Annotated in this window: 22 protein-coding genes; all 22 read left to right on the top strand. The window is 60.8% G+C overall.

The window, feature by feature from the left end; all coding sequences use genetic code 11:
• Nucleotides 1–62: 62 nt before the first annotated feature.
• The 22 genes from dnaJ to nusA all read left to right on the top strand — a co-directional run bounded on the left by dnaJ (nt 63) and on the right by nusA (nt 20,969).
• Nucleotides 63–1,193 carry a molecular chaperone DnaJ gene (dnaJ, locus tag V1T76_RS18740; protein WP_330562159.1) on the top strand — a complete coding sequence of 377 codons (1,131 nt, stop codon included), beginning with the start codon at nt 63–65 and terminating at the stop codon, nt 1,191–1,193.
• A gap of 102 nt (nt 1,194–1,295) precedes the next feature.
• Nucleotides 1,296–1,958 (top strand): class I SAM-dependent methyltransferase, encoded by a 663-nt coding sequence (locus tag V1T76_RS18735; RefSeq protein WP_330562157.1) that lies wholly within the window; start codon nt 1,296–1,298, stop codon nt 1,956–1,958.
• A gap of 126 nt (nt 1,959–2,084) precedes the next feature.
• A complete protein-coding gene (locus V1T76_RS18730) occupies nt 2,085–2,660 on the top strand; it encodes an NADPH-dependent FMN reductase (RefSeq protein ID WP_330562156.1) in 576 nt (191 codons plus the stop codon).
• Between the two features lie 173 nt (nt 2,661–2,833).
• Entirely contained in the window at nt 2,834–3,394 is a 561-nt protein-coding gene (gene hslV / locus V1T76_RS18725) for an ATP-dependent protease subunit HslV (protein ID WP_006935406.1), read from the top strand.
• Between the two features lie 6 nt (nt 3,395–3,400).
• The gene (locus tag V1T76_RS18720) at nt 3,401–3,919 is read left to right on the top strand and encodes a GNAT family N-acetyltransferase (RefSeq protein ID WP_330562155.1); all 519 of its coding nucleotides are present in this window, start codon (nt 3,401–3,403) and stop codon (nt 3,917–3,919) included.
• A gap of 3 nt (nt 3,920–3,922) precedes the next feature.
• Nucleotides 3,923–5,227 (top strand): ATP-dependent protease ATPase subunit HslU, encoded by a 1,305-nt coding sequence (gene hslU / locus V1T76_RS18715; RefSeq protein ID WP_330562154.1) that lies wholly within the window; start codon nt 3,923–3,925, stop codon nt 5,225–5,227.
• Between the two features lie 88 nt (nt 5,228–5,315).
• On the top strand, nt 5,316–5,810 hold the full coding sequence (locus V1T76_RS18710) for a universal stress protein (protein WP_006935409.1): 495 nt from the start codon (nt 5,316–5,318) through the stop codon (nt 5,808–5,810).
• Nucleotides 5,811–6,000: 190 nt separating this feature from the next.
• Nucleotides 6,001–6,558: a NifU family protein gene (locus tag V1T76_RS18705; protein WP_006935410.1), complete on the top strand. Its 558-nt coding sequence runs from the start codon at nt 6,001–6,003 to the stop codon at nt 6,556–6,558.
• A gap of 290 nt (nt 6,559–6,848) precedes the next feature.
• Nucleotides 6,849–7,526 carry a tRNA (adenosine(37)-N6)-threonylcarbamoyltransferase complex dimerization subunit type 1 TsaB gene (gene tsaB, locus V1T76_RS18700; RefSeq protein WP_330562343.1) on the top strand — a complete coding sequence of 226 codons (678 nt, stop codon included), beginning with the start codon at nt 6,849–6,851 and terminating at the stop codon, nt 7,524–7,526.
• Nucleotides 7,523–8,011 carry a ribosomal protein S18-alanine N-acetyltransferase gene (rimI, locus tag V1T76_RS18695; RefSeq protein ID WP_330562153.1) on the top strand — a complete coding sequence of 163 codons (489 nt, stop codon included), beginning with the start codon at nt 7,523–7,525 and terminating at the stop codon, nt 8,009–8,011. The genes tsaB and rimI overlap by 4 nt, the downstream gene beginning before the upstream one ends.
• A gap of 48 nt (nt 8,012–8,059) precedes the next feature.
• On the top strand, nt 8,060–8,509 hold the full coding sequence (locus V1T76_RS18690) for a Fur family transcriptional regulator (RefSeq protein ID WP_330562152.1): 450 nt from the start codon (nt 8,060–8,062) through the stop codon (nt 8,507–8,509).
• Entirely contained in the window at nt 8,502–9,368 is an 867-nt protein-coding gene (locus V1T76_RS18685; RefSeq protein WP_330562151.1) for a lysophospholipid acyltransferase family protein, read from the top strand. Before V1T76_RS18690 ends, V1T76_RS18685 begins: the two co-directional genes overlap by 8 nt.
• Before the next feature lie 198 nt (nt 9,369–9,566).
• Nucleotides 9,567–11,018, top strand: a complete 1,452-nt coding sequence (gene miaB / locus V1T76_RS18680; protein ID WP_442970151.1) for a tRNA (N6-isopentenyl adenosine(37)-C2)-methylthiotransferase MiaB — start codon at nt 9,567–9,569, stop codon at nt 11,016–11,018.
• Nucleotides 11,019–11,102: 84 nt separating this feature from the next.
• The gene (locus V1T76_RS18675; RefSeq protein WP_006935417.1) at nt 11,103–12,164 is read left to right on the top strand and encodes a PhoH family protein; all 1,062 of its coding nucleotides are present in this window, start codon (nt 11,103–11,105) and stop codon (nt 12,162–12,164) included.
• Nucleotides 12,165–12,180: 16 nt separating this feature from the next.
• Nucleotides 12,181–12,696, top strand: a complete 516-nt coding sequence (gene ybeY / locus V1T76_RS18670) for an rRNA maturation RNase YbeY (RefSeq protein WP_330562341.1) — start codon at nt 12,181–12,183, stop codon at nt 12,694–12,696.
• Between the two features lie 35 nt (nt 12,697–12,731).
• A complete protein-coding gene (locus tag V1T76_RS18665) occupies nt 12,732–13,928 on the top strand; it encodes a hemolysin family protein (protein ID WP_330562150.1) in 1,197 nt (398 codons plus the stop codon).
• Nucleotides 13,929–14,083: 155 nt separating this feature from the next.
• The gene (gene lnt, locus V1T76_RS18660) at nt 14,084–15,700 is read left to right on the top strand and encodes an apolipoprotein N-acyltransferase (RefSeq protein WP_330562149.1); all 1,617 of its coding nucleotides are present in this window, start codon (nt 14,084–14,086) and stop codon (nt 15,698–15,700) included.
• Nucleotides 15,701–15,891: 191 nt separating this feature from the next.
• On the top strand, nt 15,892–16,296 hold the full coding sequence (locus tag V1T76_RS18655) for a helix-turn-helix domain-containing protein (RefSeq protein ID WP_040440215.1): 405 nt from the start codon (nt 15,892–15,894) through the stop codon (nt 16,294–16,296).
• Between the two features lie 112 nt (nt 16,297–16,408).
• Nucleotides 16,409–17,581: a methionine adenosyltransferase gene (gene metK, locus V1T76_RS18650; protein ID WP_330562148.1), complete on the top strand. Its 1,173-nt coding sequence runs from the start codon at nt 16,409–16,411 to the stop codon at nt 17,579–17,581.
• An 82-nt stretch (nt 17,582–17,663) separates the two neighbouring features.
• Nucleotides 17,664–18,350 carry a tRNA (guanine(46)-N(7))-methyltransferase TrmB gene (gene trmB, locus V1T76_RS18645; RefSeq protein WP_330562147.1) on the top strand — a complete coding sequence of 229 codons (687 nt, stop codon included), beginning with the start codon at nt 17,664–17,666 and terminating at the stop codon, nt 18,348–18,350.
• 301 nt (nt 18,351–18,651) lie between these two features.
• Entirely contained in the window at nt 18,652–19,245 is a 594-nt protein-coding gene (rimP, locus tag V1T76_RS18640; protein ID WP_330562146.1) for a ribosome maturation factor RimP, read from the top strand.
• A 68-nt stretch (nt 19,246–19,313) separates the two neighbouring features.
• On the top strand, nt 19,314–20,969 hold the full coding sequence (nusA, locus tag V1T76_RS18635) for a transcription termination factor NusA (protein ID WP_330562145.1): 1,656 nt from the start codon (nt 19,314–19,316) through the stop codon (nt 20,967–20,969).
• Nucleotides 20,970–20,979: the final 10 nt, after the last annotated feature.

The raw sequence follows: 20,979 nt of genomic DNA, 5'->3' as shown, positions 1-20,979 counted from the left end.
CGTAATAGGCGCCGGCCTTTGCCAGGCCGCCTGCGGCGCAACAACAAGACCGGAAGATCTTGATGTCGAAACGTGATTTCTATGAGGTGCTGGGTGTTTCGCGCGATGCGGATGAAAAAGCGCTGAAAAGCGCTTACCGCAAGATGGCCATGCAGTTTCACCCGGACCGCAATCCGGGCGACGAGGCCGCCGAAGCCAAGTTCAAGGAAGTCAATGAGGCCTATGACACGCTGAAGGACAGTCAGAAGCGTGCAGCCTATGACCGTTTCGGCCATGCGGCCTTCGAAAACGGTGGTTTTGGCGGCGGTGGTGCGGGAGCCCACGACTTCTCTTCCACCATGTCCGATATCTTCGAAGAGTTTTTCGGCATGGGTGGAGGTGGCGGCCGCCGGTCCGGCGGACGCGAGCGCGGCGCGGACCTGCGCTACAATCTGGATATCACGCTGGAGGACGCCTTCACCGGAAAGACGGTGGAGATCGAGGTTCCAACCAGCGTTACCTGTGACGACTGCTCCGGTTCGGGCGCAAAGCCCGGCACCAGCCCGACCACCTGCCGCACCTGTGGCGGAGCAGGCCGTGTGCGTGCCGCACAGGGCTTCTTCACGCTCGAGCGCACCTGCCCGAGCTGTCAGGGCCGCGGCCAGGTGATCACCGACCCCTGTGAAGGCTGTGGCGGCTCCGGGCGCAAGACGCAGGAGCGGACGCTGTCGGTCAACATTCCGGCCGGTATCGAGGATGGAACACGCATCCGGCTGGCGGGTGAAGGCGAAGCAGGCGTACGCGGCGGACCCGCGGGCGATCTCTATATTTTCCTGTCCATCAGACCGCACGAACTCTTCCAGCGCGACGGCGCCGATCTTTACTGCCGTGTGCCGATTTCCATGTCGACGGCGACACTGGGCGGTCAGTTCGATGTGCCGACGGTCGAAGGGGCCACCAGCCGCGTCAAGGTTCCCGAAGGCACGCAGACCGGAAAGCAGTTCCGCTTGCGCGGCAAGGGCATGCCGATCATGCGGTCCAGTCAGCATGGCGACATGTACATCCAGGTCACCGTCGAAACGCCGACCAATCTGACCCGGCGCCAACGCGAACTCCTGGCGGAATTCGAAAAGGAATCTTCCGGCGAGAACCACCCCGAATCCGCGGGCTTTTTCTCCAAGGTGAAAGATTTCATAGATAATCTCGGTGCATAAGCGGCCGGAAATGGGCAGCTTGCGCGTGCAATCTGTGCGCTTGCCCATGGCATCTTATTGCAATCACTCCTATATTCCCTCCATGGGGATGAGTGAGGAAAGATGCTGAAACGCAATAGCTCGCGCCGGGAAGCCTTTCGGGAAAAGCTTGAAAAGGCCAGTGCCGTTCGGGCAAAGGTGCTGGATGAAGTCAAATTCATTCGCTCCTGGGCCCAAAATCCGCTTCGAACCGGGGCCGTGGCCCCATCTGGGCCGGAACTTGCCGCCAGGATGGCGTCCTTTCTCACGCCGCGGCCGCATTCAAGGGTTGTTGAACTCGGGCCGGGAACCGGCGTCGTGACCAAGGCGATCCTGGAGCGCGGGTTTTCGTCGCATCAGCTCAGTCTCATCGAATACTGTCCGGAGTTCTGCGAGCTTCTGACCCGCAGATATCCGGGGCTGAAAGTTGTGCAGGGTGATGCCTATGCCCTTGGCGAAACCCTTGGCCGTGCCGGGGATACGTTTTCAGCGGCAGAAGGCCAGCGGCATTCGCTGGACGGCATCGTCTCGTCCCTGCCTTTGCTGACGCGGCCGGAAACGGTGCGCAAGGCTCTGCTGGCGGAAGCGTTGGAGCTTCTGAAGCCGGGTGCGCCTTTCATCCAGTTTTCCTATGGGCTGGTTGCCCCGGTCAAACCGGACAGCCGTTCGGTTTCCGTCTTCAGTTCGGACTGGGTCTGGAAGAACCTGCCTCCGGCGCGCGTCTGGGTCTATCGCAAGGCCCATTGAGGCATCAGACGGCAGGGGAAAGCGGGTACGAGACCCTCCCATTTCCTGAAAAGCGCCCTACACTTGCCGTCAGGTATTCGCCGCGCTGCGTCAAGCGTGGGCCGGACAAGTGTTGGGTAGGTTCTGATGCGCAATCCTAAGATCCTCGTTTGCTCGGGCTCGGTCCGGGGCGGGTCCTTCAACGGCAAACTTGCAGCCCTGGCTGCCAAGAAACTTGCGATCCTGGATGCGGACGTAACGCATCTGTCGCTGAAGGATTATCCGTTGCCGATCTATGATGGCGATCTGGAAGAAACCAGTGGCGCCCCGGAAAACGCCAAGAAACTGAAACGTTTGTTTCTGGCGCACGATGGCGTCTTTCTCTCCTGCCCGGAATACAATGCCGGCGTCACGCCGCTGTTGAAGAACACACTCGACTGGATCAGCCGCGTCAAGGAACCGGGCGATCCGTACAGGAACAAGATGTTTGCGCTCGGCTCCGCCTCTCCCGGCGCATACGGCGGCATGCGGGGTCTGATCGGAATGCGCACCATCCTGGAAGTCGGTCTTGGGGCAATGGTCCTGCCGCAGATGGTGGCCGTTTCCAAGGCTGCCGGCGCATTCGACGACAAGGGTGAACTCGCCGACGACCGGGCAGGCGCTCAGCTCGACAAGCTGGTGGAGGCTCTCTTGCGGGCAACCCGGATCGAGATGTCGCACTGACGGTGCGGTTTTCCGGCGAAATTCAAAGCGAAAAGGCCTGCCGTGGGCTGGTCTCCGGCGGCTCTGAGATCGGTCTGCGACGGGCTGGATTCCATTGACTGCTTGGAAAAGCCCGTTTTGCCGCCTACATAGGGCGGCAGACAGAAGACCATGAAGATTGCCAAGAGGATTGAATGAGCGAAACGCGCGAACCGGCCCAGTGGCACGGTACGACGATCATGATGGTGCGCAAGGGTGGCAAGGTGGTGATCGCCGGTGACGGCCAGGTCTCCCTCGGCCAGACCGTCATAAAGCACACCGCCCGCAAGGTCCGCCTGCTGGCCAAGGGCGAGGTTATTGCCGGTTTTGCCGGTGCCACCGCCGATGCCTTCACGCTGTTCGAGCGCCTTGAGGCGAAGTTGGAACAGTATCCGGGCCAGCTTATGCGCGCCTGCGTGGAACTTGCCAAGGACTGGCGCACCGACCGGTATCTGCGCCGTCTGGAGGCAATGATGCTGGTGGCCGACAAGAATGTGTCGCTGGTGCTGACCGGTACGGGCGATGTTCTGGAACCGGAAGGCGGTGTCATGGGCATCGGCTCGGGTGGCAATTACGCCCTCGCCGCCGGACGTGCCCTGGCCGATACCGACTATGACGCGGAAACCATAGCCCGCAAGGCGATGGCTGTTGCGGCGGAAATCTGCGTTTACACCAACGCCAGCGTGACGGTCGAATCGCTGGATACCGCTGAGTAGCGGCCAATGATTTCGTTTCGCCCCGTCACCGCCGAAGATCTGCCGATACTGGCGACCTGGATGGCGCGGCCGCACTGGCGGCACTGGTGGGGCGATCCGGAAGAGGAATTGAACAACATCCGGGACATGGTCGAAGGCAGGGATACGACCCGGCCTTTCATTTTCCAGGAAGGCGGCGTCGACAAGGGCTATATCCAGGTCTGGTTTGTCGGCGATCAGCAGGGCGGCGCATATGCTGCGGAGTATCCCTGGCTGGATCTGCTGCCGGCCGAGGCCGTCGGTGTCGACCTGTCGATAGCTGCCGAGGAAGATCTGTCCCGGGGGCTTGGAACAAGAACGTTGCAGGCATTCGTCCACGAACTGCGTGAACAAGGCCATGAGCGGATCATCATCGATCCGGATCCGGCCAATCTCAGAGCCGTGAAAGCCTATCGTAAAGCTGGCTTTCAAGAGATCGAAGCGCTTCTGGGGCGCACCGGCGACAGCCTGCTGATGGAACTCGTAAGTAAAGAAGGCGTGTCTTAAACAATGTCCGATTTTTCTCCGCGTGAGATCGTTTCAGAACTCGACCGCTACATCGTCGGCCAGAAAGATGCCAAGCGCGCGGTCGCCATTGCGTTGCGCAACCGCTGGCGCCGCCAGCAGCTTCAGGGCCAGATGCGCGAGGAAGTTCTGCCGAAGAACATTCTGATGATCGGCCCGACCGGTGTCGGCAAGACCGAGATTTCCCGCCGCCTGGCAAAGCTCGCCAATGCGCCCTTCACCAAGGTGGAAGCCACCAAGTTCACCGAAGTCGGCTACGTGGGCCGCGACGTGGAGCAGATCGTCCGCGATCTGGTGGAAGCCGGCATCACGCTGGTGCGCGATCAGAAGCGCGAAGCGGTGAAGGCGAAAGCGCATATGCTGGCCGAGGAACGCGTTCTGGATGCGCTGGTCGGCAAGAACGCAAGCCCGGCGACCCGGGACAGCTTCCGCACCAAGTTGCGCAACGGCGACATGGACGACAAGGAAATCGAGGTCGAGGTCCGGGCGCAGGCCCAGATGCCGAGCTTCGATCTGCCGGGCATGCCGGGAGCCAGCGTCGGGGTGATGAATGTCTCCGATCTCCTGGGCAAGGCGTTCGGCGGACAGACAAAGACAAAACGCACCACCGTTGGCGACAGCTACCAGTTGTTGATCAACGAGGAGTCTGACAAGCTGCTCGATGACGACAAGGTGGTGGAAGAGGCAATTGCGCTGGTCGAGAATTCCGGCATCGTCTTCCTGGACGAGATCGACAAGATCTGCGCCCGTGAAGGCCGCGCGGGAGCCGACGTTTCACGCGAAGGCGTGCAGCGTGACCTTCTGCCGCTGATCGAAGGCACGGTCGTCTCCACCAAGCATGGACCGGTGAAAACCGACCATATCCTGTTCATCGCTTCGGGCGCGTTCCACGTTGCCAAGCCTTCGGACCTTCTGCCGGAACTGCAGGGCCGTTTGCCGATCCGGGTGGAATTGCGGGCGCTCGACAAGGACGATTTCCGCGCGATCCTGACCGAACCGGAAGCCAGCCTCATCAAGCAGTATGTGGCGCTGATGGAAACGGAACAGGTCAAGCTGAGCTTCACGGAGGACGCCATTGACGAGATCGCGTCCATTGCGGTCGATCTCAATGCCTCGGTCGAGAATATCGGCGCCCGCCGCCTGCAGACGGTGATGGAACGCATTCTCGATGAGATTTCCTTCACCGCGCCGGACCGGCCCGGTGAGGAGGTGGAGATCACGGGCAAGTTCGTCCGCGACAACATCGGCGACCTTGCCAAGAACGTCGACCTGTCGAAGTTCATCCTCTAGGGCGGGTCCGAAAGACACTGGTTGAGCGCTTCGTGCGCGGCGATTTCGCCGCTTGCGGAGCGCGCGGACCGGTGGCAGCATGCGCCCCATGGTAGCTATTCGAAAAAGCAACGAGGAAGGCCACCGCCGGAAGTTTCTGGTTGTGGTCGACGAAACGCCCGAATGTGACCGGGCGATCGTATATGCCGCCAAACGGGCGGCCCGGACCGGCGGCGTCGTGACGCTGGTCTTCATCATTGCACCAGGCGACTTCCAGCATTGGCTGGGGGTTGAAGACATCATGCGGGCGGAAGCCCAGGAAGAAGCCGAAGCAGCCCTTGCCAAAGCCGCCGAGCGCGTGCGGTCCGTTGCCCGCACCGAACCGGAAACGGTGGTCAGGGAAGGGACAAAGGCCGAGGAGATAATGGAGCTGATCGAGGCCGATGCCGACATCGCCATTCTGATCCTCGCCGCCAGCACAGGCTCGGAAGGGCCAGGGCCTCTGGTGTCTTCGATTGCCGGAAAATCCGCTGGAACGTTCCCGATTCCGGTAACGATCGTGCCGGGCAATCTGGATGATGATTCCATCGCCGCATTGGCATGATCCGCGCAAGCAGCTGTCCGGTTTCTCCAGAGATTGCTTGACCGGGCAGGAACTGCACCTATCTAGTTTTTAACGGTTCCAAACTGTCGCGAGATACGTTAGAAACATTCATCGGCGTTTTGCGATGGAGGTGAGGCGCAAAACGAAGCCGGCAACACGGGCGCGACCAGAAGCGCAAGGACGAGACAAGATGTTCATTCAAACCGAAGCCACTCCGAATCCGGCGACACTCAAATTTCTGCCAGGACGGGTTGTCCTGCCGGAGGGAACCTACGACTTCCGCTCCAAGGCGGATGCCGGGGTATCGCCGCTGGCGCAGAAACTGTTCGACGTGCCGGGCGTGGTAGCGGTCTTTTTCGGCCACGACTTCGTGACCGTGACCAAGGACGAAACCGACTGGCAGCATATGAAACCCGCCATTCTTGGTGTGATCATGGAGCAGTTCATGTCCGGCCAGCCGGTCATGGCGACCAGCGAAGCGGAAAATATCGAGGAAGGCGAGTTCTTCGAGGCAGGTGACGCAGACACCGTCAGCACCATCAAGGAACTCCTGGAAACCCGGGTGCGCCCGGCGGTTGCGCAGGATGGCGGCGACATCACCTTCAAGGGTTTCAAGGAAGGTATCGTCTACCTTTCCATGCGGGGCGCCTGTGCAGGCTGCCCGTCGTCGACGGCAACGTTGCAGCACGGCATCCAGAATCTGCTGCGCCACTTCGTTCCGGAAGTCGAGGAAGTCCGCCCGATCTGATCGGATGACCCTTGCAAAGTTTAAAAAGGCCCGGCCGTTCAGCCGGGCCTTTTTCGTTCGAAGACTGTGGGGCGTCTGTCCAGTCTGGTTCGTCACTCGCAAAAGTGACGATGACCACCGCCTTTTCGCGGCAAAACACCTCTGAACTGCCGCAGACGGCCTGAATTTTCGACTCCCATTCTTTGTGGAAGGCAAGCCCCCCTTTGGACTTAGGTCCAAAGCCCCGCTCGACTCCCGGCCCACGGCGGGGTAGTGGCATGTGACATTCGAAAACCATGAGCCAGACCGGAATGCGCGTCCTCGCCATCGATACTGCCCTTGCCAATTGCGCCGCCGCCGTTCTCGATGACGGTGCCGAAACCGCGTGTTTCGAGGCGTGCGGGGAAGAGATCGGCCGGGGTCATGCCGAGAAGCTGATGGACATGATCGGCGAGGTCATGGCCGAATCGTCCACCACCTTTTCCGAACTCGACCGCGTTGCCGTCACCATCGGACCCGGCAGCTTTACCGGCCTGCGTGTCGGACTGGCCGTTGCCCGTGGGTTCGGCCTGGTGCTGGGCAAGCCGGTTGTGGGCGTGACCACGCTGGCGGCCATTGCCCGTTCCGCTGTGCCCGGAGATGACGGCGGACCCGTTCTGGTGGCGCTGACGGGAAAGGCTGATGAAGTCTACTGTCAGCTTTATCATGCGTCCGGCACAGCTGCTGATGAAGCTGGTGTTCGCACGATTGCCGACCTTGCGGCGCACCTGCCCAAGGACGTAAGGTTGGCAGGATCGGCATCGGAAAAAATCGCGAGGGAGCTTGGCCTTCCCGAAAGCGCGATATTGTCCCGCAGCACTTTCCCGGGTATTCGGGATGTTGCGGAACTGGGGATCTCCGCCGATCCTTCGAGGTCATCCCCTTCGCCACTCTATTTGCGGCCGCCCGATGCGACGCCGCAAACGAAGGGAAGGATAGAACGGCAATGAGCTTTTGGTGGTTCTGGACCCAGCCGCCGGTGATAGAAGAGGCGTTGGACGAAGATCTACCGAAGATTGCCGACATCCACGCGCTGTCATTCAAGCACAAATGGAATACGGACGAACTCGCCCGGATGAAGGCGCACGAAGGAACCTTGTTTCTGGTGGCGCGCCGGGCGAGCCCCTACGGCACGCGCGCGCCGCTTGGTTTCCTGATCGTGCGCACCGCTGCCGATGAGGCCGAGGTCATCACGATTGCCGTCCACCCGCGCCAGCGCGGCCGCGGCATCGGCAAGAAGCTGATGGAAGCCGGCCTGTTCCGTCTGTACGGCGAGCGCTGCAAGCATCTTTTTCTGGAAGTGGACGCGGCCAACGAACCGGCCCTGCTGCTGTACCGGGCGCTCGGCTTCAAGGAGGTCGGCAGCCGCAAGGGCTATTACAGCGACAGTGGAGGAGACGGCACCGCGCTTGTCATGCGCGTCGATCTTGGTTAAGCGCTGTAACAGATACGGTATCGGAAACAGACAGCGGATGGCATCGCAATGGCGGAAGAGCGGCAATCAGCGCTAGCGGACCTGTGCATCGAAAAAGGCATGCGCATGACCGAACAGCGCCGGGTCATTGCCTCCGTCATCGAAGCCGCCTCCGACGAACACCCGGACGTTGAGGAACTCTATCGCCGGTCCGTCGCCATCGATCCCGGCATTTCCATTTCCACGGTCTACCGTACGGTCAAGCTGTTCGAGGACGCGGGAATGATCGAACGGCACGATTTTCGCGACGGCCGTTCGCGTTACGAAACCGTTCCGGACGAGCATCACGACCACCTGATCGATCTGCGGTCGGGCCAGGTCATCGAATTCCGCAATGAGGAAATCGAAGCCTTGCAGGAGTTCATCGCCAAGAAACTGGGCTACCGGCTGGTCGATCACCGGCTGGAGCTATACGGCGTTCCTCTTGAAACCAAAAAGGATGATCAGGCCGATGGCTGAGATCAAGGCCGGTCTCATTATCTTTCTTCTGACACTGGTCTCGCTGGTGTTGATCCCGCTGCAATGGCTGGCGGTGAAACTCAAACTCCCGATGCAACGGAAACTGCCTCAGCTCTGGCACCGGATCGCGACGCGGCTCGTCGGCATCAAGATCGAGCAGATCGGAACCCCTGCCGCGGACCGGCCGCTGCTGATTGCCTCCAACCACGCATCCTGGGTCGACATTACCGTTGTCGGTTCGCTGATGCCTCTTTCCTTCATCGCCAAATCCGAGGTTTCCGGCTGGCCCATTTTCGGCCTGTTCGCCAGGCTTCAGCGCACGGTGTTCGTCAATCGTACCCGGCGCACGGAAACCGCCCAGGTGGCCGATACGATTGCCCAACGCATGGCGGCCGGCGACGCGATGGTGCTCTTTGCCGAAGGCACGTCCAACGACGGCAATTGCGTTCTGCCGTTTCGCTCGGCGCTTCTGGGGGCTGCAACCCGCGCCATCGGTGAGGACGAGACGTCAAAGGTCTGGGTGCAGCCGCTGTCGGTCGCCTATCAGGGCTTTTACGGCCTGCCCATGGGCCGGGCCCACCGTCCGCACGTCGCCTGGTACGGCGACATGGAGCTTGCAGGCCATCTGTGGGGCATCTTCTCGCGCGGTGCGCTCGACGTTGTGGTACGCTGGGGCGAGCCGGTTCTGGTCGACCGGACGACGGACCGCAAAGCCCTGAGCCGCCGTCTGGAAACGGAGGTTCGGGCCATGACGATTGCCTCGCTGCTGCAAAAGCCGGTCGACACCGAAGATTTCAGCGAAATCGAGCCAAGCGAGTTCTTCTCAAACGCGGAAAAAACCGCTAAAGCTGGCGCCTGAATTTGCAAGGTGCCGTCCGCTGCCGTTGAAAGGCGCGGGTCCCGGGCAGGATGGACGGATCGATCCAGTGCCCGTGCCGGGTGAATTGCCCGATGAAGGTATCGACATTCACGACATCCGGCCGCCTGATAAAGGCCAACTGACGAAGGCCATAAGGAGCCCCACGAGGAGCGAATGACAAGCCGCCCTGAACAAGACCTGGAAACGAACGCCACCGTCGTATCCGCCGCCGACATGACAGACGCCCGCAAGGGCGGGAACACCCGCAAGGTGTTCGTGCGCACCTATGGCTGCCAGATGAACGTCTATGACAGCGAGCGCATGACCGACGTGCTGGCGCCGGAAGGTTTCGAGGCGACGGACGATCTGGAAGACGCGGATCTTGTCATCCTGAACACCTGCCACATTCGTGAAAAAGCCGCCGAGAAGGTCTATTCGGAGCTTGGCCGCATCCGCAAGGTCAAGGAAGAGCGTGCGAAATCCGGCAAGGACATGATGGTGGGTGTCGCAGGCTGCGTTGCGCAGGCGGAAGGCGAGGAAATTTCCCGCCGCGCTCCCATCGTCGATCTTGTGGTGGGGCCGCAGAGCTACCATCAGCTGCCGTCGCTTCTGGAAAAGGCCCGCGCGGGTTCAAAGGTCGTCGAAACCGAGTTCGATATCGACGCCAAGTTCGATCACCTGTCGGAACGTGCCGAAAAGCAGGTGCTGAAACGCCCGCCGTCCGCTTTTCTCACCGTTCAGGAAGGCTGCGACAAGTTTTGCACCTTCTGTGTCGTGCCCTATACGCGCGGGGCCGAAGTTTCCCGCTCCGTCGAGCAGATCGTCACCGAAGCCGAGCGCATGGCGGCGGCCGGGGTGCGGGAAATCACCCTGCTGGGCCAGAACGTCAACGCCTATCACGGCATTTCGCCGGATGGTGCCGTCTGGGGCCTGGGCCGGCTGTTGCGGCGCCTGTCGGAAATCGACGGTCTCGACAGGCTGCGCTACACCACCAGCCATCCGCGCGACATGGATGACGATCTGATTGCCGCGCATCGGGACCTGAAAAGCCTGATGCCCTATCTGCACCTTCCGGTGCAGTCCGGCTCCGACAAGATCCTGAAGGCGATGAACCGCCGGCACACGCGCGATGAGTATTTCCGCCTGATCGACCGCATTCGCGAGGCCGCTCCCGATATTGCGCTCTCCGGCGATTTCATCGTCGGGTTCCCGGGCGAGAGCGACCGGGATTTCGAGGACACGATGGATCTGATTCGACAGGTCGGCTACGGCTCGGCCTTCTCGTTCAAATACAGCTCCCGTCCCGGCACGCCCGGGGCGACCATGGACGACCAGGTGCCGGAAGACGTCAAGTCCACGCGGCTCGCCGAGCTTCAGGCACTGGTTGCCGAGCAACAGAAGGCATTCAACGTCTCGCGTCTCGGCATGACCTGCGATGTGCTTCTGGAGAAGACCGGCCGCAATCCCGGACAGCTTGTCGGCAAGTCGCCCTGGTTGCAGCCGGTGCAACTGGATGCACCTGAACACCTCATCGGGTCGATACAAGCGGTGGAAATCGTTGACATCGGGTCCAATTCCCTGTTCGGGCGGCTGATTGCGGGGCAAGATGATCTTGGAAGGTCCGGACGCATCCCGGCTCCGGCGGCCTAAAGGAGACGTCATTTGACGCGCGACAGCCACTCTTCATCCCGCAAGTCCTCGGTACAAACCTCTGCGGCCGGTTCGGCCTCCGACATGACCCATATTGTTCTTGCCTTTGAAGATAACCGGCTGATCGGAGATCTGTTTGGGCAATTCGACCAGAACCTTGCGCTGATCGAACAGCGCCTGGGCATCGATGCCATTGCACGCGGCAACCAGGTGACGCTCAAGGGCAGCCAGGTGGGCTGCGCTCAGGCGCGCACCGCGCTGGAGGCCATGTATCAGCGTCTGCTGCAGGGGCAGGAAATTCATCCGGGCGATGTCGACGGTGCCTTGCGCATGGCGGCGGCCGCCGAGGCGCAATTGCCCTTGCCGACACTGGAGCCGAAGTCCCGCCTGGCCTTCGCCCAGATCGCGACCCGCCGCAAGACAATCGTTGCCCGCACGCCCACCCAGGACGCCTACATCCGGTCGATGGACCGGGCCGACCTGATTTTCGGAACCGGCCCGGCCGGTACCGGCAAGACTTTCCTGGCGGTGGCCTATGCGGCAGCCCTTCTGGAGCGCGGCGATGTCGCCCGTCTGATCCTGTCCCGTCCTGCTGTCGAAGCCGGCGAGCGTCTCGGCTTTCTGCCGGGCGAGATGAAGGACAAGGTCGATCCGTACCTGCGGCCGATCTACGACGCTCTTTACGAGATGATGCCTGCCGAGAAGGTCGACCGTGGCCTTCAGTCCGGCATGATCGAGGTGGCGCCGCTGGCCTTCATGCGCGGCCGCACGCTTTCCAACGCTGTGGTGCTGCTCGACGAGGCGCAGAACACGACCTCCATGCAGATGAAGATGTTTCTGACGCGTCTGGGGGAAGGCTCTAAGATGATCGTCACCGGCGATCCGAGCCAGATCGACTTGCCGTCCGGACAGGTATCCGGTCTGCGCGAGGCGCTCGGGTTGTTGACCGATATTCCGGAAGTCGCCCATATCCGTTTCAACGAGAAGGACGTTGTCCGTCACGAACTGGTTGGACGGATCGTGACCGCCTATGACAACGCTTCGCGTGAAGAGTCCGAGGCGCGCGAACGGCGCTTTGCCGAGCGAAAACGTGGCGCGGACCGCGATGGTGCCCCTGCGCGCCCTCGTGAAGCCGCAAATTCCTGAAAAGTCCCTGCAGAAGATGCCTGACCGATTGCCCGAAAGTTTTCAGATTGACCTGTCGATTGAGGCGGGCGATTGGCCGGCGGAAGCCCAGTTGGAAGCGATAACCGCAAAGGCGGTTGCCGCTGCCTTTGCCGGGGCGGATCTGGAAGTGCTGGAGGGCACCGAAGTTTCGCTGCTGTTTACCGACGATGCGTCGATCCGGCAGTTGAATGAAAAATGGCGCGGCAAGGACAAGGCGACGAACGTCCTGTCCTTTCCCGGCAGCGACCCGCAGGGCGACGTTTATGGCCCGCTTCTGGGCGATATCGTTTTCGGCTATGAAACCGTCGCGGCAGAAGCCGCGGATCTTGGAATTGAATTTTACGATCACCTTACCCATCTGACTGTTCACGGTTTGCTTCACCTTTTCGATTATGATCATCAGGAAAGTGAAGAGGCGGAACTTATGGAAAGCCTTGAGAGGGCCATTCTGGCGTCTCTTGGCATCGATGACCCTTACGCGGACAGGCCACTTGTGGCCGACGGCGCTTAAGTGGCATCATGGGGTGTGATGTTCTTGATTGATGGATGATGAACTCAATTGAACCGCAAAGTCCGGCAAACGGGCAGAAGCCTGCCAGCACCGGACAGGGCCAGGACGGGGAAGACCCGCAACAGCCGAAGCCGCAGAAACCTGCGGCCTTCCTCGACCATGTCAAACGCTTCCTGCGCTTGGGCCGCCAGTCTTCGAGCCTGCGCGAAAATCTGGAGGATGAGCTTGCCCGCGAAGGGGGCGATGCCGCCTTCTCGCCGGAAGAGCGGATGCTCCTCGGCAACATTCTCCGGCTGCGCGAATTGCGCGTCGACGATGTCATGATCCCGCGCGCCGATATCGACGCGGTTGATCAGGAAACAAGCCTCAGCCGGGTGATGGAACTGTTCCAGACCAGCGGGCACTCACGCATGCCGGTCTACGAAGAGACGCTGGATGATCCGCGGGGCATGGTCCACATCAAGGATCTGATGGCCTATATCGCCGAACGCGGCGCGTCGAACCGTCCTGCAACTTCTGTGGATAATGAAGACGATACAACCGGCTATCAACCGTCCAATTCCAATTCTCCGGCGCGTAATGGCCACAACATGCCCGACCTGGACCTGTCCTGTGTCGACCTGTCTGTCTCGCTGAAGGACACGGATCTCCTGCGCAACGTTCTGTTCGTGCCGCCGTCGATGCCGGCGACCGATCTGATGGCGAAGATGCAGGCCGACCGCATTCAGATGGCGCTGGTGATCGATGAATACGGCGGGACCGACGGTCTGGTGTCGCTGGAAGATCTGGTCGAGGAAGTCGTCGGCGATATCGAAGACGAACACGACGAGGATGAGGAGGCCATGCTGGCCTCTGCCGGTGAAGGCGTGTGGATCGCCGATCCGCGCCTGCCACTTGAAGATCTCGACGAAGCACTCGGCACGCAGTTGAACGACGGCGAGATTTCCGAGGACGTCGATACCCTTGGCGGTCTGCTCTATGTGTCGGTGGGCCGGGTTCCGGTGCGTGGCGAGTTGTTGCTGGTGCCGGATGAGGTTCCAGGCTTCGAGTTTGAGGTGATGGACGCCGATCCGCGCCGCATCAAGCGCCTGAAGATCCGCCGCCGCCGCACCGATGCGCGCCCGCCGGACCTTCGCCGCCGCCCCAAACGGACGGACTCTGTCTCGGGTGAGGGCAGTCAGGACAGCGAAAGCACAAAGACCAAGGTTGCCGCGTCCAGCGGGAACGGGTGAGCGGAAATCCGCCTGACCCGGCAAGAAGCAGGGTCGCAAACAGCGCCGGAGCAGTCTCCTGAAAGCGACTTCTTCGCGCGCCGTAGGTATTAACCCTTGACCCCACTGCAGCGAGCCGACAAATCTCCTGACCGCAAGAATGGGGAAGCTCTTTGATGCAATGGTTGTCACACCGCCTGTCGGTCCTGCCAAATACCTTTCTACTGGCATGGGGGTGGCAGCGACGGCTGTTGTGCGCAGCCTGCGGGGCCGTAACGGCCTTTGCGCTTCCCCCTTATGACTTCAGCTTTGTTCTTCTCCTCACCTTTCCGTGCCTCGTCTGGCTGCTGGACGGTGCGGTCGACCCTGCGCCCGGCAAGCGCCTTCAGCGGTTTCGCACGGGCTTCGCGCTCGGCTGGCTGTTCGGTTTCGGATACTTCCTGTCCGGCCTGTGGTGGATCGGCGCGGCGTTTCTGGTCGAAGCGGAGCGCTTTGCCTGGCTGATGCCCTTCGCCGTTCTGGCGATGCCGGTAGGGCTGGCGTTGTTCACGGGCCTTGGCGTCGGCCTGGCGGCGATTTTCTGGAGCGATCGGTCTCGCCGTATCCTGCTGCTGGCCGCCGGCTTGACCCTGACCGACTGGCTGCGCGGTCATGTCTTGACCGGGTTTCCCTGGAACGCCTTCGGCTACGGCGTGTCCGGATCGTTGAGCCTGTCGCAGGCTGCGAGCCTCGTCGGGCTTTACGGGCTCACCTTTTTCGTGGTGGCAGTGTTTTCCGCCCCGGCCGTCCTGGCCGACGCGCGGCCGTTGCGCCAGCGTGTGACGGCCGTTGTTGCCGCCGCCGTTGCGCTGGTTGCGGTCGCAGGCTACGGCGCCGTCAGGCTCTGGCAGGCGGACCTTGCCGTTGCCGGTCTCGACATTAGGATCGTACAGCCGTCCATCGATCAGAAAGACAAATGGCGGCCGGAACTGCGCGACGAGATCTTCCAGACCTTCCTTGACATGACCCAGGCTCCTCTTGGCGGCGCTGCACGCGTTGGGCAACCGCGCATGGTGGTCTGGCCGGAATCGGCGGTGCCCTTCCTGCTCACTCAGGAGCCGGGTGCCTTGTTCCGGATCGGCCAGTCGCTCGCCGACAACACCGAATTGGTGACCGGAGCTATCCGGGCGGAGCCCGGGCTTCAGGGGGCGGACTACTTCAACAGCGTGTTCGTGATTGGCACCGAAGGCACCGTTCAGGGCATTTACGACAAGGTGCGGCTTGTGCCTTTCGGTGAATACGTGCCATTTAAACCTCTGCTAGAATTGTTGGGAATATCGAACCTTGCCGGGCCTCTGGATGGCTTCGAAGCGGGGTATCAACCGCGTGTGCTGACCACGTCCGAGAGTTTTGGTTTTCTACCCATGATTTGCTATGAGGCGATTTTTCCGGGCTCTCTGGATGGCGTTTCCAAACGGCCGGACTTCCTGCTGAACGTAACCAACGATGCCTGGTTCGGCCGTACGCCGGGGCCTTATCAGCACCTCGCGCAGGCCCGTCTACGGGCGATTGAAAGCGGTTTGCCGCTGATTCGGGCCGCAAATACAGGGATATCCGCGGTGATCGACCCGAAAGGCCGAGTCGTTGCGGAACTCGCAATATTTGAAAAGGGGCTGATAGACGCAAGGCTTCCGCAGAGGCTTGGCAATACTCTCTACGGCAGTATTGGCGATGCACCTGCACTCATTTTCTCGTTTTTCATCGTAGTATTTGCAGGGGCTTACCAATACAACCGAAGTTCGCGCTTAAATTGATATTTTTTATTTGAGTTGAGTGAAGAAATTGTGATACAACCGTGAAATAGCCGATTGAAGGCTGCTTCATGTGCAAGTGGAAGGTTGCGGGCAAACTTCGATCTCTTGGTCCTGTGGGGGGAATTCAGGGGAACTTGTGCAAACGAAAAACGAGCGGGCCTCGTCCGCGAGAAAAAGAAAGAGCGACACAGATGCCCAGTAAGAAGTCTCCCAATCCGATTGATATTCATGTTGGCAGCCGCGTCCGGCTGCGCCGCATGATGCTAGGCATGAGTCAGGAAAAGCTCGGCGAAAGTCTGGGCATCACCTTCCAGCAGATCCAGAAATACGAAAAGGGCACCAACCGCATCGGTGCCAGCCGGTTGCAGCACATCGCAACGGTTCTCAAAGTTCCGGTTTCCTTTTTCTTCGAAGATGCACCCGGTACCCCTGACGAGGCTGAAGGATTCGGCGAAACGCAGCCGACGTCCTACGTGGTTGACTTCCTGTCGTCTTCCGAAGGCCTGTCCCTGAACAAGGCATTTGTGCGAATCGAAGACCCGAAAGTACGTCGCCGGATCGTCGATCTGGTCCGGTCCCTTGCCGGTGACGACTGACAAAATTCACGCGCGCGCTTGACGCGGCGAAGAACTTCTAAGATTGATGCAGGCGAAGCGGCGATGACTATCGCCGCTTCAGTCATATTCATTCCCAGAAGGACGATCGCCAATGGCACGTCAGAATTACCTGTTTACCTCCGAGTCCGTTTCCGAAGGACACCCGGACAAAGTATGCGACCGTATTTCCGATGCGGTTGTCGATGCCTACCTCAAGGAAATGCCGGAAGCGCGTGTTGCCTGTGAAACGCTGGCAACCACCAACCGCATCGTGATCGCCGGGGAAACCCGCGGCCCGGCCACCATCACCAACGATTACATTGCCCATCTTGCCCGCATGGCCGTCAAGGATATCGGCTACGAGCAGGACGGCTTCCATTGGGAAAACTGCGACATCGCCGTTCATCTGCATGCGCAGTCCGCCCATATTGCCCAGGGTGTCGATGCCGGCGACAACAAGGATGAAGGCGCGGGCGACCAGGGTATCATGTTCGGTTACGCCTGCCGCGAAACCGAAGAGCTGATGCCGGCTCCGATCCTCTTTTCGCACAAGATCCTGCGCCTTCTGTCCGATGTCCGCAAATCCGGCCAGGAGCCTGCGCTCGGCCCGGACGCAAAGAGCCAGGTCACCATCCGCTACGTCGACGGCAAGCCTGTCGAGGCAACCTCCATCGTGTTGTCGACCCAGCATCTGGATCCGGCTCTGACGTCTGCCGACGTGCGCGCCATCGTCGATCCCTACATCCGCTCCGCGCTGCCGGAAGGTTTCATCACGGATGCGACCGTATGGCACGTCAACCCGACCGGCGCCTTCGTCATCGGTGGCCCGGATGGCGATGCGGGCCTGACCGGCCGCAAGATCATTGTCGACACCTACGGCGGTGCGGCTCCGCACGGTGGCGGCGCCTTCTCCGGCAAGGATCCGACCAAGGTTGACCGTTCCGCAGCTTATGCTGCCCGCTATCTTGCCAAGAACGTCGTCGCGGCTGATCTTGCGGATCGCTGCACCATCCAGCTTTCCTACGCCATCGGCGTTCCGGAGCCGCTGTCGGTCTATGTCGACCTTCACGGCACGGGCCGCTGCGACGAGGCCAAGCTGGAAAAGGCGCTGCGCGACGTCATGGGCCTCAGCCCGCGCGGCATCCGCCAGCACCTGAAGCTGAACAACCCGATTTACGAGCGCACCGCCGCTTACGGTCATTTCGGCCGCGAGCCGGAAGCCGATGGTGGTTTCAGCTGGGAAAAGACAGACCTGGTTGACGAGCTTCGCCCGCTTGCGGGATAAGCTTGGCTTCCATCTGAACGCATGAAGACATGAAACAGATCGCCGGTTCAGAACCGGCGATCTTTTGTTTTGAAGTAGCAGAATGACTGATCGTTACGAAGGTTCCTTTTACGGCCGCCGCAAGGGCAAGCCCCTTAGCCCGCGCCGCGAGGCTTTGATGGAAAACGAACTGCCGCGCCTGGCGCTGGACCTGACGGCGCCCGTTCCTCAGGATCTGAGGAGCCTCTTTGACGCGGAGGTCGACGAGGTCTGCCTGGAGGTCGGCTTTGGCGGCGGCGAGCACTTGCTGCACCGGGCAAGGACCAATCCTCGGACCGGCTTTATCGGCGTGGAGCCCTTTGTCGGCAGCATGGCCAAGGCCGTGAATGCCGTCGTGGAAGAGGGCCTGCGGAATGTCCGTCTTTACGACGATGATGCCGTCAATGTTCTCGACTGGCTGCCGGAGGCAAGCCTCGATTTGGCCTACCAGCTCTATCCGGACCCCTGGCCGAAGAAGCGCCACTGGAAACGCCGGTTCATCAACGAGCAGAACCTCGACCGCTATGCCCGGGCGATCAAGCCCGGTCGTGAGTTCCGGTTTGCCAGCGACATCGATACCTATGTCGACTGGACGCTGCGCCATTGCCGCGACCACGAGGCGTTTGAATGGGCCGCCGAAACCGCGTCCGACTGGAAATCCCCCTGGGAGGGCTGGCCGGGTACTCGCTACGAGGCCAAAGCCATCCGCGAAGGCCGCGTCGGCCGGTATCTGACCTTCCGCAGGGTGTAGCGCTGCGTTGACGGAAACGGCGCTTTTGCTGCCGTTTGCCGGGGGAATCCGGGCAGGGGCCAACTTCTTTGAGGAATTTGGCCCGGGCTCTTGCCTTTTTGACCGCTTTGGCGTTATACAGCCCGTGTTTCACCTCAAACGGCTTATCTGAGCACTTTGAGAGTGGGCCCGCCGGGGACCCGCTCTTTTTTGCTTACATAACCGGAAACCAACGAGTTCGAGCAGGACTGCCCTATGTAAATCGACGATCAGGTGCATCTGATGCTCAAGAGCCGGTAACGGCCGCCAACAGGAGCCAAGTGTGAGCGCACACGAACCGAGAATTGTGACGGAACAGGGTCTTGATGCCCGTGTTGCCGCAATTGTGGAGCCGGTGATCGAGGATCTCGGCTACCGTCTGGTGCGTACGAAGATCAGTGCTCAGAACGGCTGCACCTTGCAGATCATGGCAGAGCGTCCGGACGGCACGATGACCGTCGAGGACTGCGAGACCATCAGCCGGGCCGTATCGCCCGCGCTCGACGTCGAAGACCCGATCAACCGGGCATATCATCTGGAAGTTTCATCTCCGGGTATCGACCGTCCGCTCGTGCGGGCAGGCGATTTCAACCGCTGGGCAGGCCATGAGCTGAAGGTCGAGATGGCCGTCATGCTGGATGGCCGCAAGCGCTTCCGGGGAACGCTCCTCGGTGCGGAAAACGGTATGGCCAGCATTCGGCTTCCAGATGTGCGGGAAGGCGAGACGGACACCGTTGCGCTGCCGCTGGAGAACATCGGCGAAGCCAAGCTGGTATTGACCGATGACTTGATTACCGCAGCTCTTCAGGCCGAAAAGGCGGCGCTTGCCGCCCGAGGTCAGGATGACGAGCTGTCGCAGGACAACATGCCCAACTGAGCCACAGGCTTTGAAGGGAAATAAGAAAAACGCGCCCGAACCGATCCTTGGCGCAAGAGGAGTGGAATATGGCAATCAGCGCGAACCGGCTGGAACTGCTGCAAATCGCTGACGCGGTCGCACGGGAAAAATCCATCGACCGGATGATCGTCATCAATGCAATGGAAGATGCGATCCAGAAGGCAGCCCGCTCCCGCTATGGTACGGAAACGGAAGTCCGCGCCGAAATCAATCCGAAGACCGGCGAGATCCGTTTGCAGCGCCTGCTTCAGGTCGTTGACAGTGTCGAGAACGTTTCCACCGACATCTCTCTTGAGGACGCGCAGGCCCGCAATCCGGAAGCCAGCATCGGCGATTTCATCGCCGAGCCGCTGCCGCCGCTCGATTTCGGCCGCATTGCCGCCCAGTCCGCCAAGCAGGTCATCGTGCAGAAAGTGCGCGAAGCCGAGCGCGATCGTCAGTATGAAGAATTCAAGGACCGTGTCGGCGAAGTCGTCAACGGTGTCGTCAAGCGTGCCGAATATGGCAACGTCATCGTGGATCTGGGCCGCGGCGAAGGCATTGTCCGCCGCGACGAACTGATCCCGCGCGAAATTTTCCGCACCGGCGACCGCATCCGCGCCATCATCTATGACGTTCGCCGCGAGCAGCGTGGGCCGCAGATCTTCCTGTCACGCACCCATCCGCAGTTCATGGCAAAGCTGTTTGCCCAGGAAGTTCCGGAAATCTACGACGGCGTTATCGAGATCAAGTCCGTGGCCCGCGATCCGGGCTCGCGCGCGAAGATCGCCGTGATCTCCAAGGACAGCTCCATCGATCCGGTCGGCGCCTGCGTGGGTATGCGCGGCAGCCGTGTTCAGGCTGTTGTCGGGGAACTCCAGGGCGAAAAGATCGATATCATTCCGTGGAACGAGGAAGCGGCGACTTTCATCGTCAACGCCCTGCAGCCGGCCGAAGTTGCCAAGGTTGTTCTGGACGAAGACGCCGAACGTATTGAAGTTGTCGTTCCCGATGACCAACTATCACTGGCGATCGGCCGTCGCGGCCAGAACGTGCGTCTGGCCTCTCAGCTGACCGGCTGGGCCATCGACATCATGACCGAACAGGAAGAAAGCGACCGCCGCCAGAAGGAATTCCTGGAGCGCTCGCAGCTGTTCATGGAAGCCCTCAACGTCGACGAAATGGTCGGCCAGTTGCTGGCGACCGAAGGTTTCACCTCGGTTGAGGAAGTCGCCTATGTGGAGCTCGACGAGATCTCCATGATCGAAGGCTTCGATGACGACACCGCGGTCGAAATTCAGGCACGTGCCCGGGATTACCTGGCCGAGCTGGAAGCAAAACTCGACGAAGAGCGTATTTCGCTCGGTGTTGCCGACGACTTGAGGTCGATTGATGGCCTGACAACGGCTATGCTGGTTGCGCTGGGCAAGGACGGCATCAAGACGATGGAAGACCTTGCCGGTTGCGCTGCTGACGATCTCGTTGGCTGGACCGAACGTAAGGACGGCGAAACCAAGCGCTTCGAAGGTGCCCTTTCGGAATTCGACATGTCCCGCGCGGAAGCGGAAAACGTCGTGATGGCAGCTCGTCTGGCCGCAGGCTGGATCACCGAGGAAGAACTCGCAGCTCAGGCTGAGGAAGACGAAGCCGGAGAAGAGGAAGTGGCCGAAATGGCCGAGACCGTTGGAGAAGAGCCGCAGGGCGGCGCGATCCTGAACGGGTAACGAGAGAGGC

This window comes from Roseibium sp. FZY0029, assembly GCF_036350355.1.
GTDB lineage: Bacteria > Pseudomonadota > Alphaproteobacteria > Rhizobiales > Stappiaceae > Roseibium.
The sequence above is the reverse complement of the archived record's forward strand: the minus strand, read 5'-3'. Positions and strand labels throughout refer to the sequence as shown.

Bases quoted from the DNA above. Each gene is read 5' to 3' on its own strand.
- dnaJ (WP_330562159.1), top strand. From the start codon at position 63: ATGTCGAAACGTGATTTCTATGAGGTGCTGGGTGTTTCGCGCGATGCG.
- V1T76_RS18735 (WP_330562157.1), top strand. From the start codon at position 1,296: ATGCTGAAACGCAATAGCTCGCGCCGGGAAGCCTTTCGGGAAAAGCTT.
- V1T76_RS18730 (WP_330562156.1), top strand. From the start codon at position 2,085: ATGCGCAATCCTAAGATCCTCGTTTGCTCGGGCTCGGTCCGGGGCGGG.
- hslV (WP_006935406.1), top strand. From the start codon at position 2,834: ATGAGCGAAACGCGCGAACCGGCCCAGTGGCACGGTACGACGATCATG.
- V1T76_RS18720 (WP_330562155.1), top strand. From the start codon at position 3,401: ATGATTTCGTTTCGCCCCGTCACCGCCGAAGATCTGCCGATACTGGCG.
- hslU (WP_330562154.1), top strand. From the start codon at position 3,923: ATGTCCGATTTTTCTCCGCGTGAGATCGTTTCAGAACTCGACCGCTAC.
- V1T76_RS18710 (WP_006935409.1), top strand. From the start codon at position 5,316: ATGGTAGCTATTCGAAAAAGCAACGAGGAAGGCCACCGCCGGAAGTTT.
- V1T76_RS18705 (WP_006935410.1), top strand. From the start codon at position 6,001: ATGTTCATTCAAACCGAAGCCACTCCGAATCCGGCGACACTCAAATTT.
- tsaB (WP_330562343.1), top strand. From the start codon at position 6,849: ATGCGCGTCCTCGCCATCGATACTGCCCTTGCCAATTGCGCCGCCGCC.
- rimI (WP_330562153.1), top strand. From the start codon at position 7,523: ATGAGCTTTTGGTGGTTCTGGACCCAGCCGCCGGTGATAGAAGAGGCG.
- V1T76_RS18690 (WP_330562152.1), top strand. From the start codon at position 8,060: ATGGCGGAAGAGCGGCAATCAGCGCTAGCGGACCTGTGCATCGAAAAA.
- V1T76_RS18685 (WP_330562151.1), top strand. From the start codon at position 8,502: ATGGCTGAGATCAAGGCCGGTCTCATTATCTTTCTTCTGACACTGGTC.
- V1T76_RS18675 (WP_006935417.1), top strand. From the start codon at position 11,103: ATGACCCATATTGTTCTTGCCTTTGAAGATAACCGGCTGATCGGAGAT.
- ybeY (WP_330562341.1), top strand. From the start codon at position 12,181: ATGCCTGACCGATTGCCCGAAAGTTTTCAGATTGACCTGTCGATTGAG.
- V1T76_RS18665 (WP_330562150.1), top strand. From the start codon at position 12,732: ATGATGAACTCAATTGAACCGCAAAGTCCGGCAAACGGGCAGAAGCCT.
- lnt (WP_330562149.1), top strand. From the start codon at position 14,084: ATGCAATGGTTGTCACACCGCCTGTCGGTCCTGCCAAATACCTTTCTA.
- V1T76_RS18655 (WP_040440215.1), top strand. From the start codon at position 15,892: ATGCCCAGTAAGAAGTCTCCCAATCCGATTGATATTCATGTTGGCAGC.
- metK (WP_330562148.1), top strand. From the start codon at position 16,409: ATGGCACGTCAGAATTACCTGTTTACCTCCGAGTCCGTTTCCGAAGGA.
- trmB (WP_330562147.1), top strand. From the start codon at position 17,664: ATGACTGATCGTTACGAAGGTTCCTTTTACGGCCGCCGCAAGGGCAAG.
- nusA (WP_330562145.1), top strand. From the start codon at position 19,314: ATGGCAATCAGCGCGAACCGGCTGGAACTGCTGCAAATCGCTGACGCG.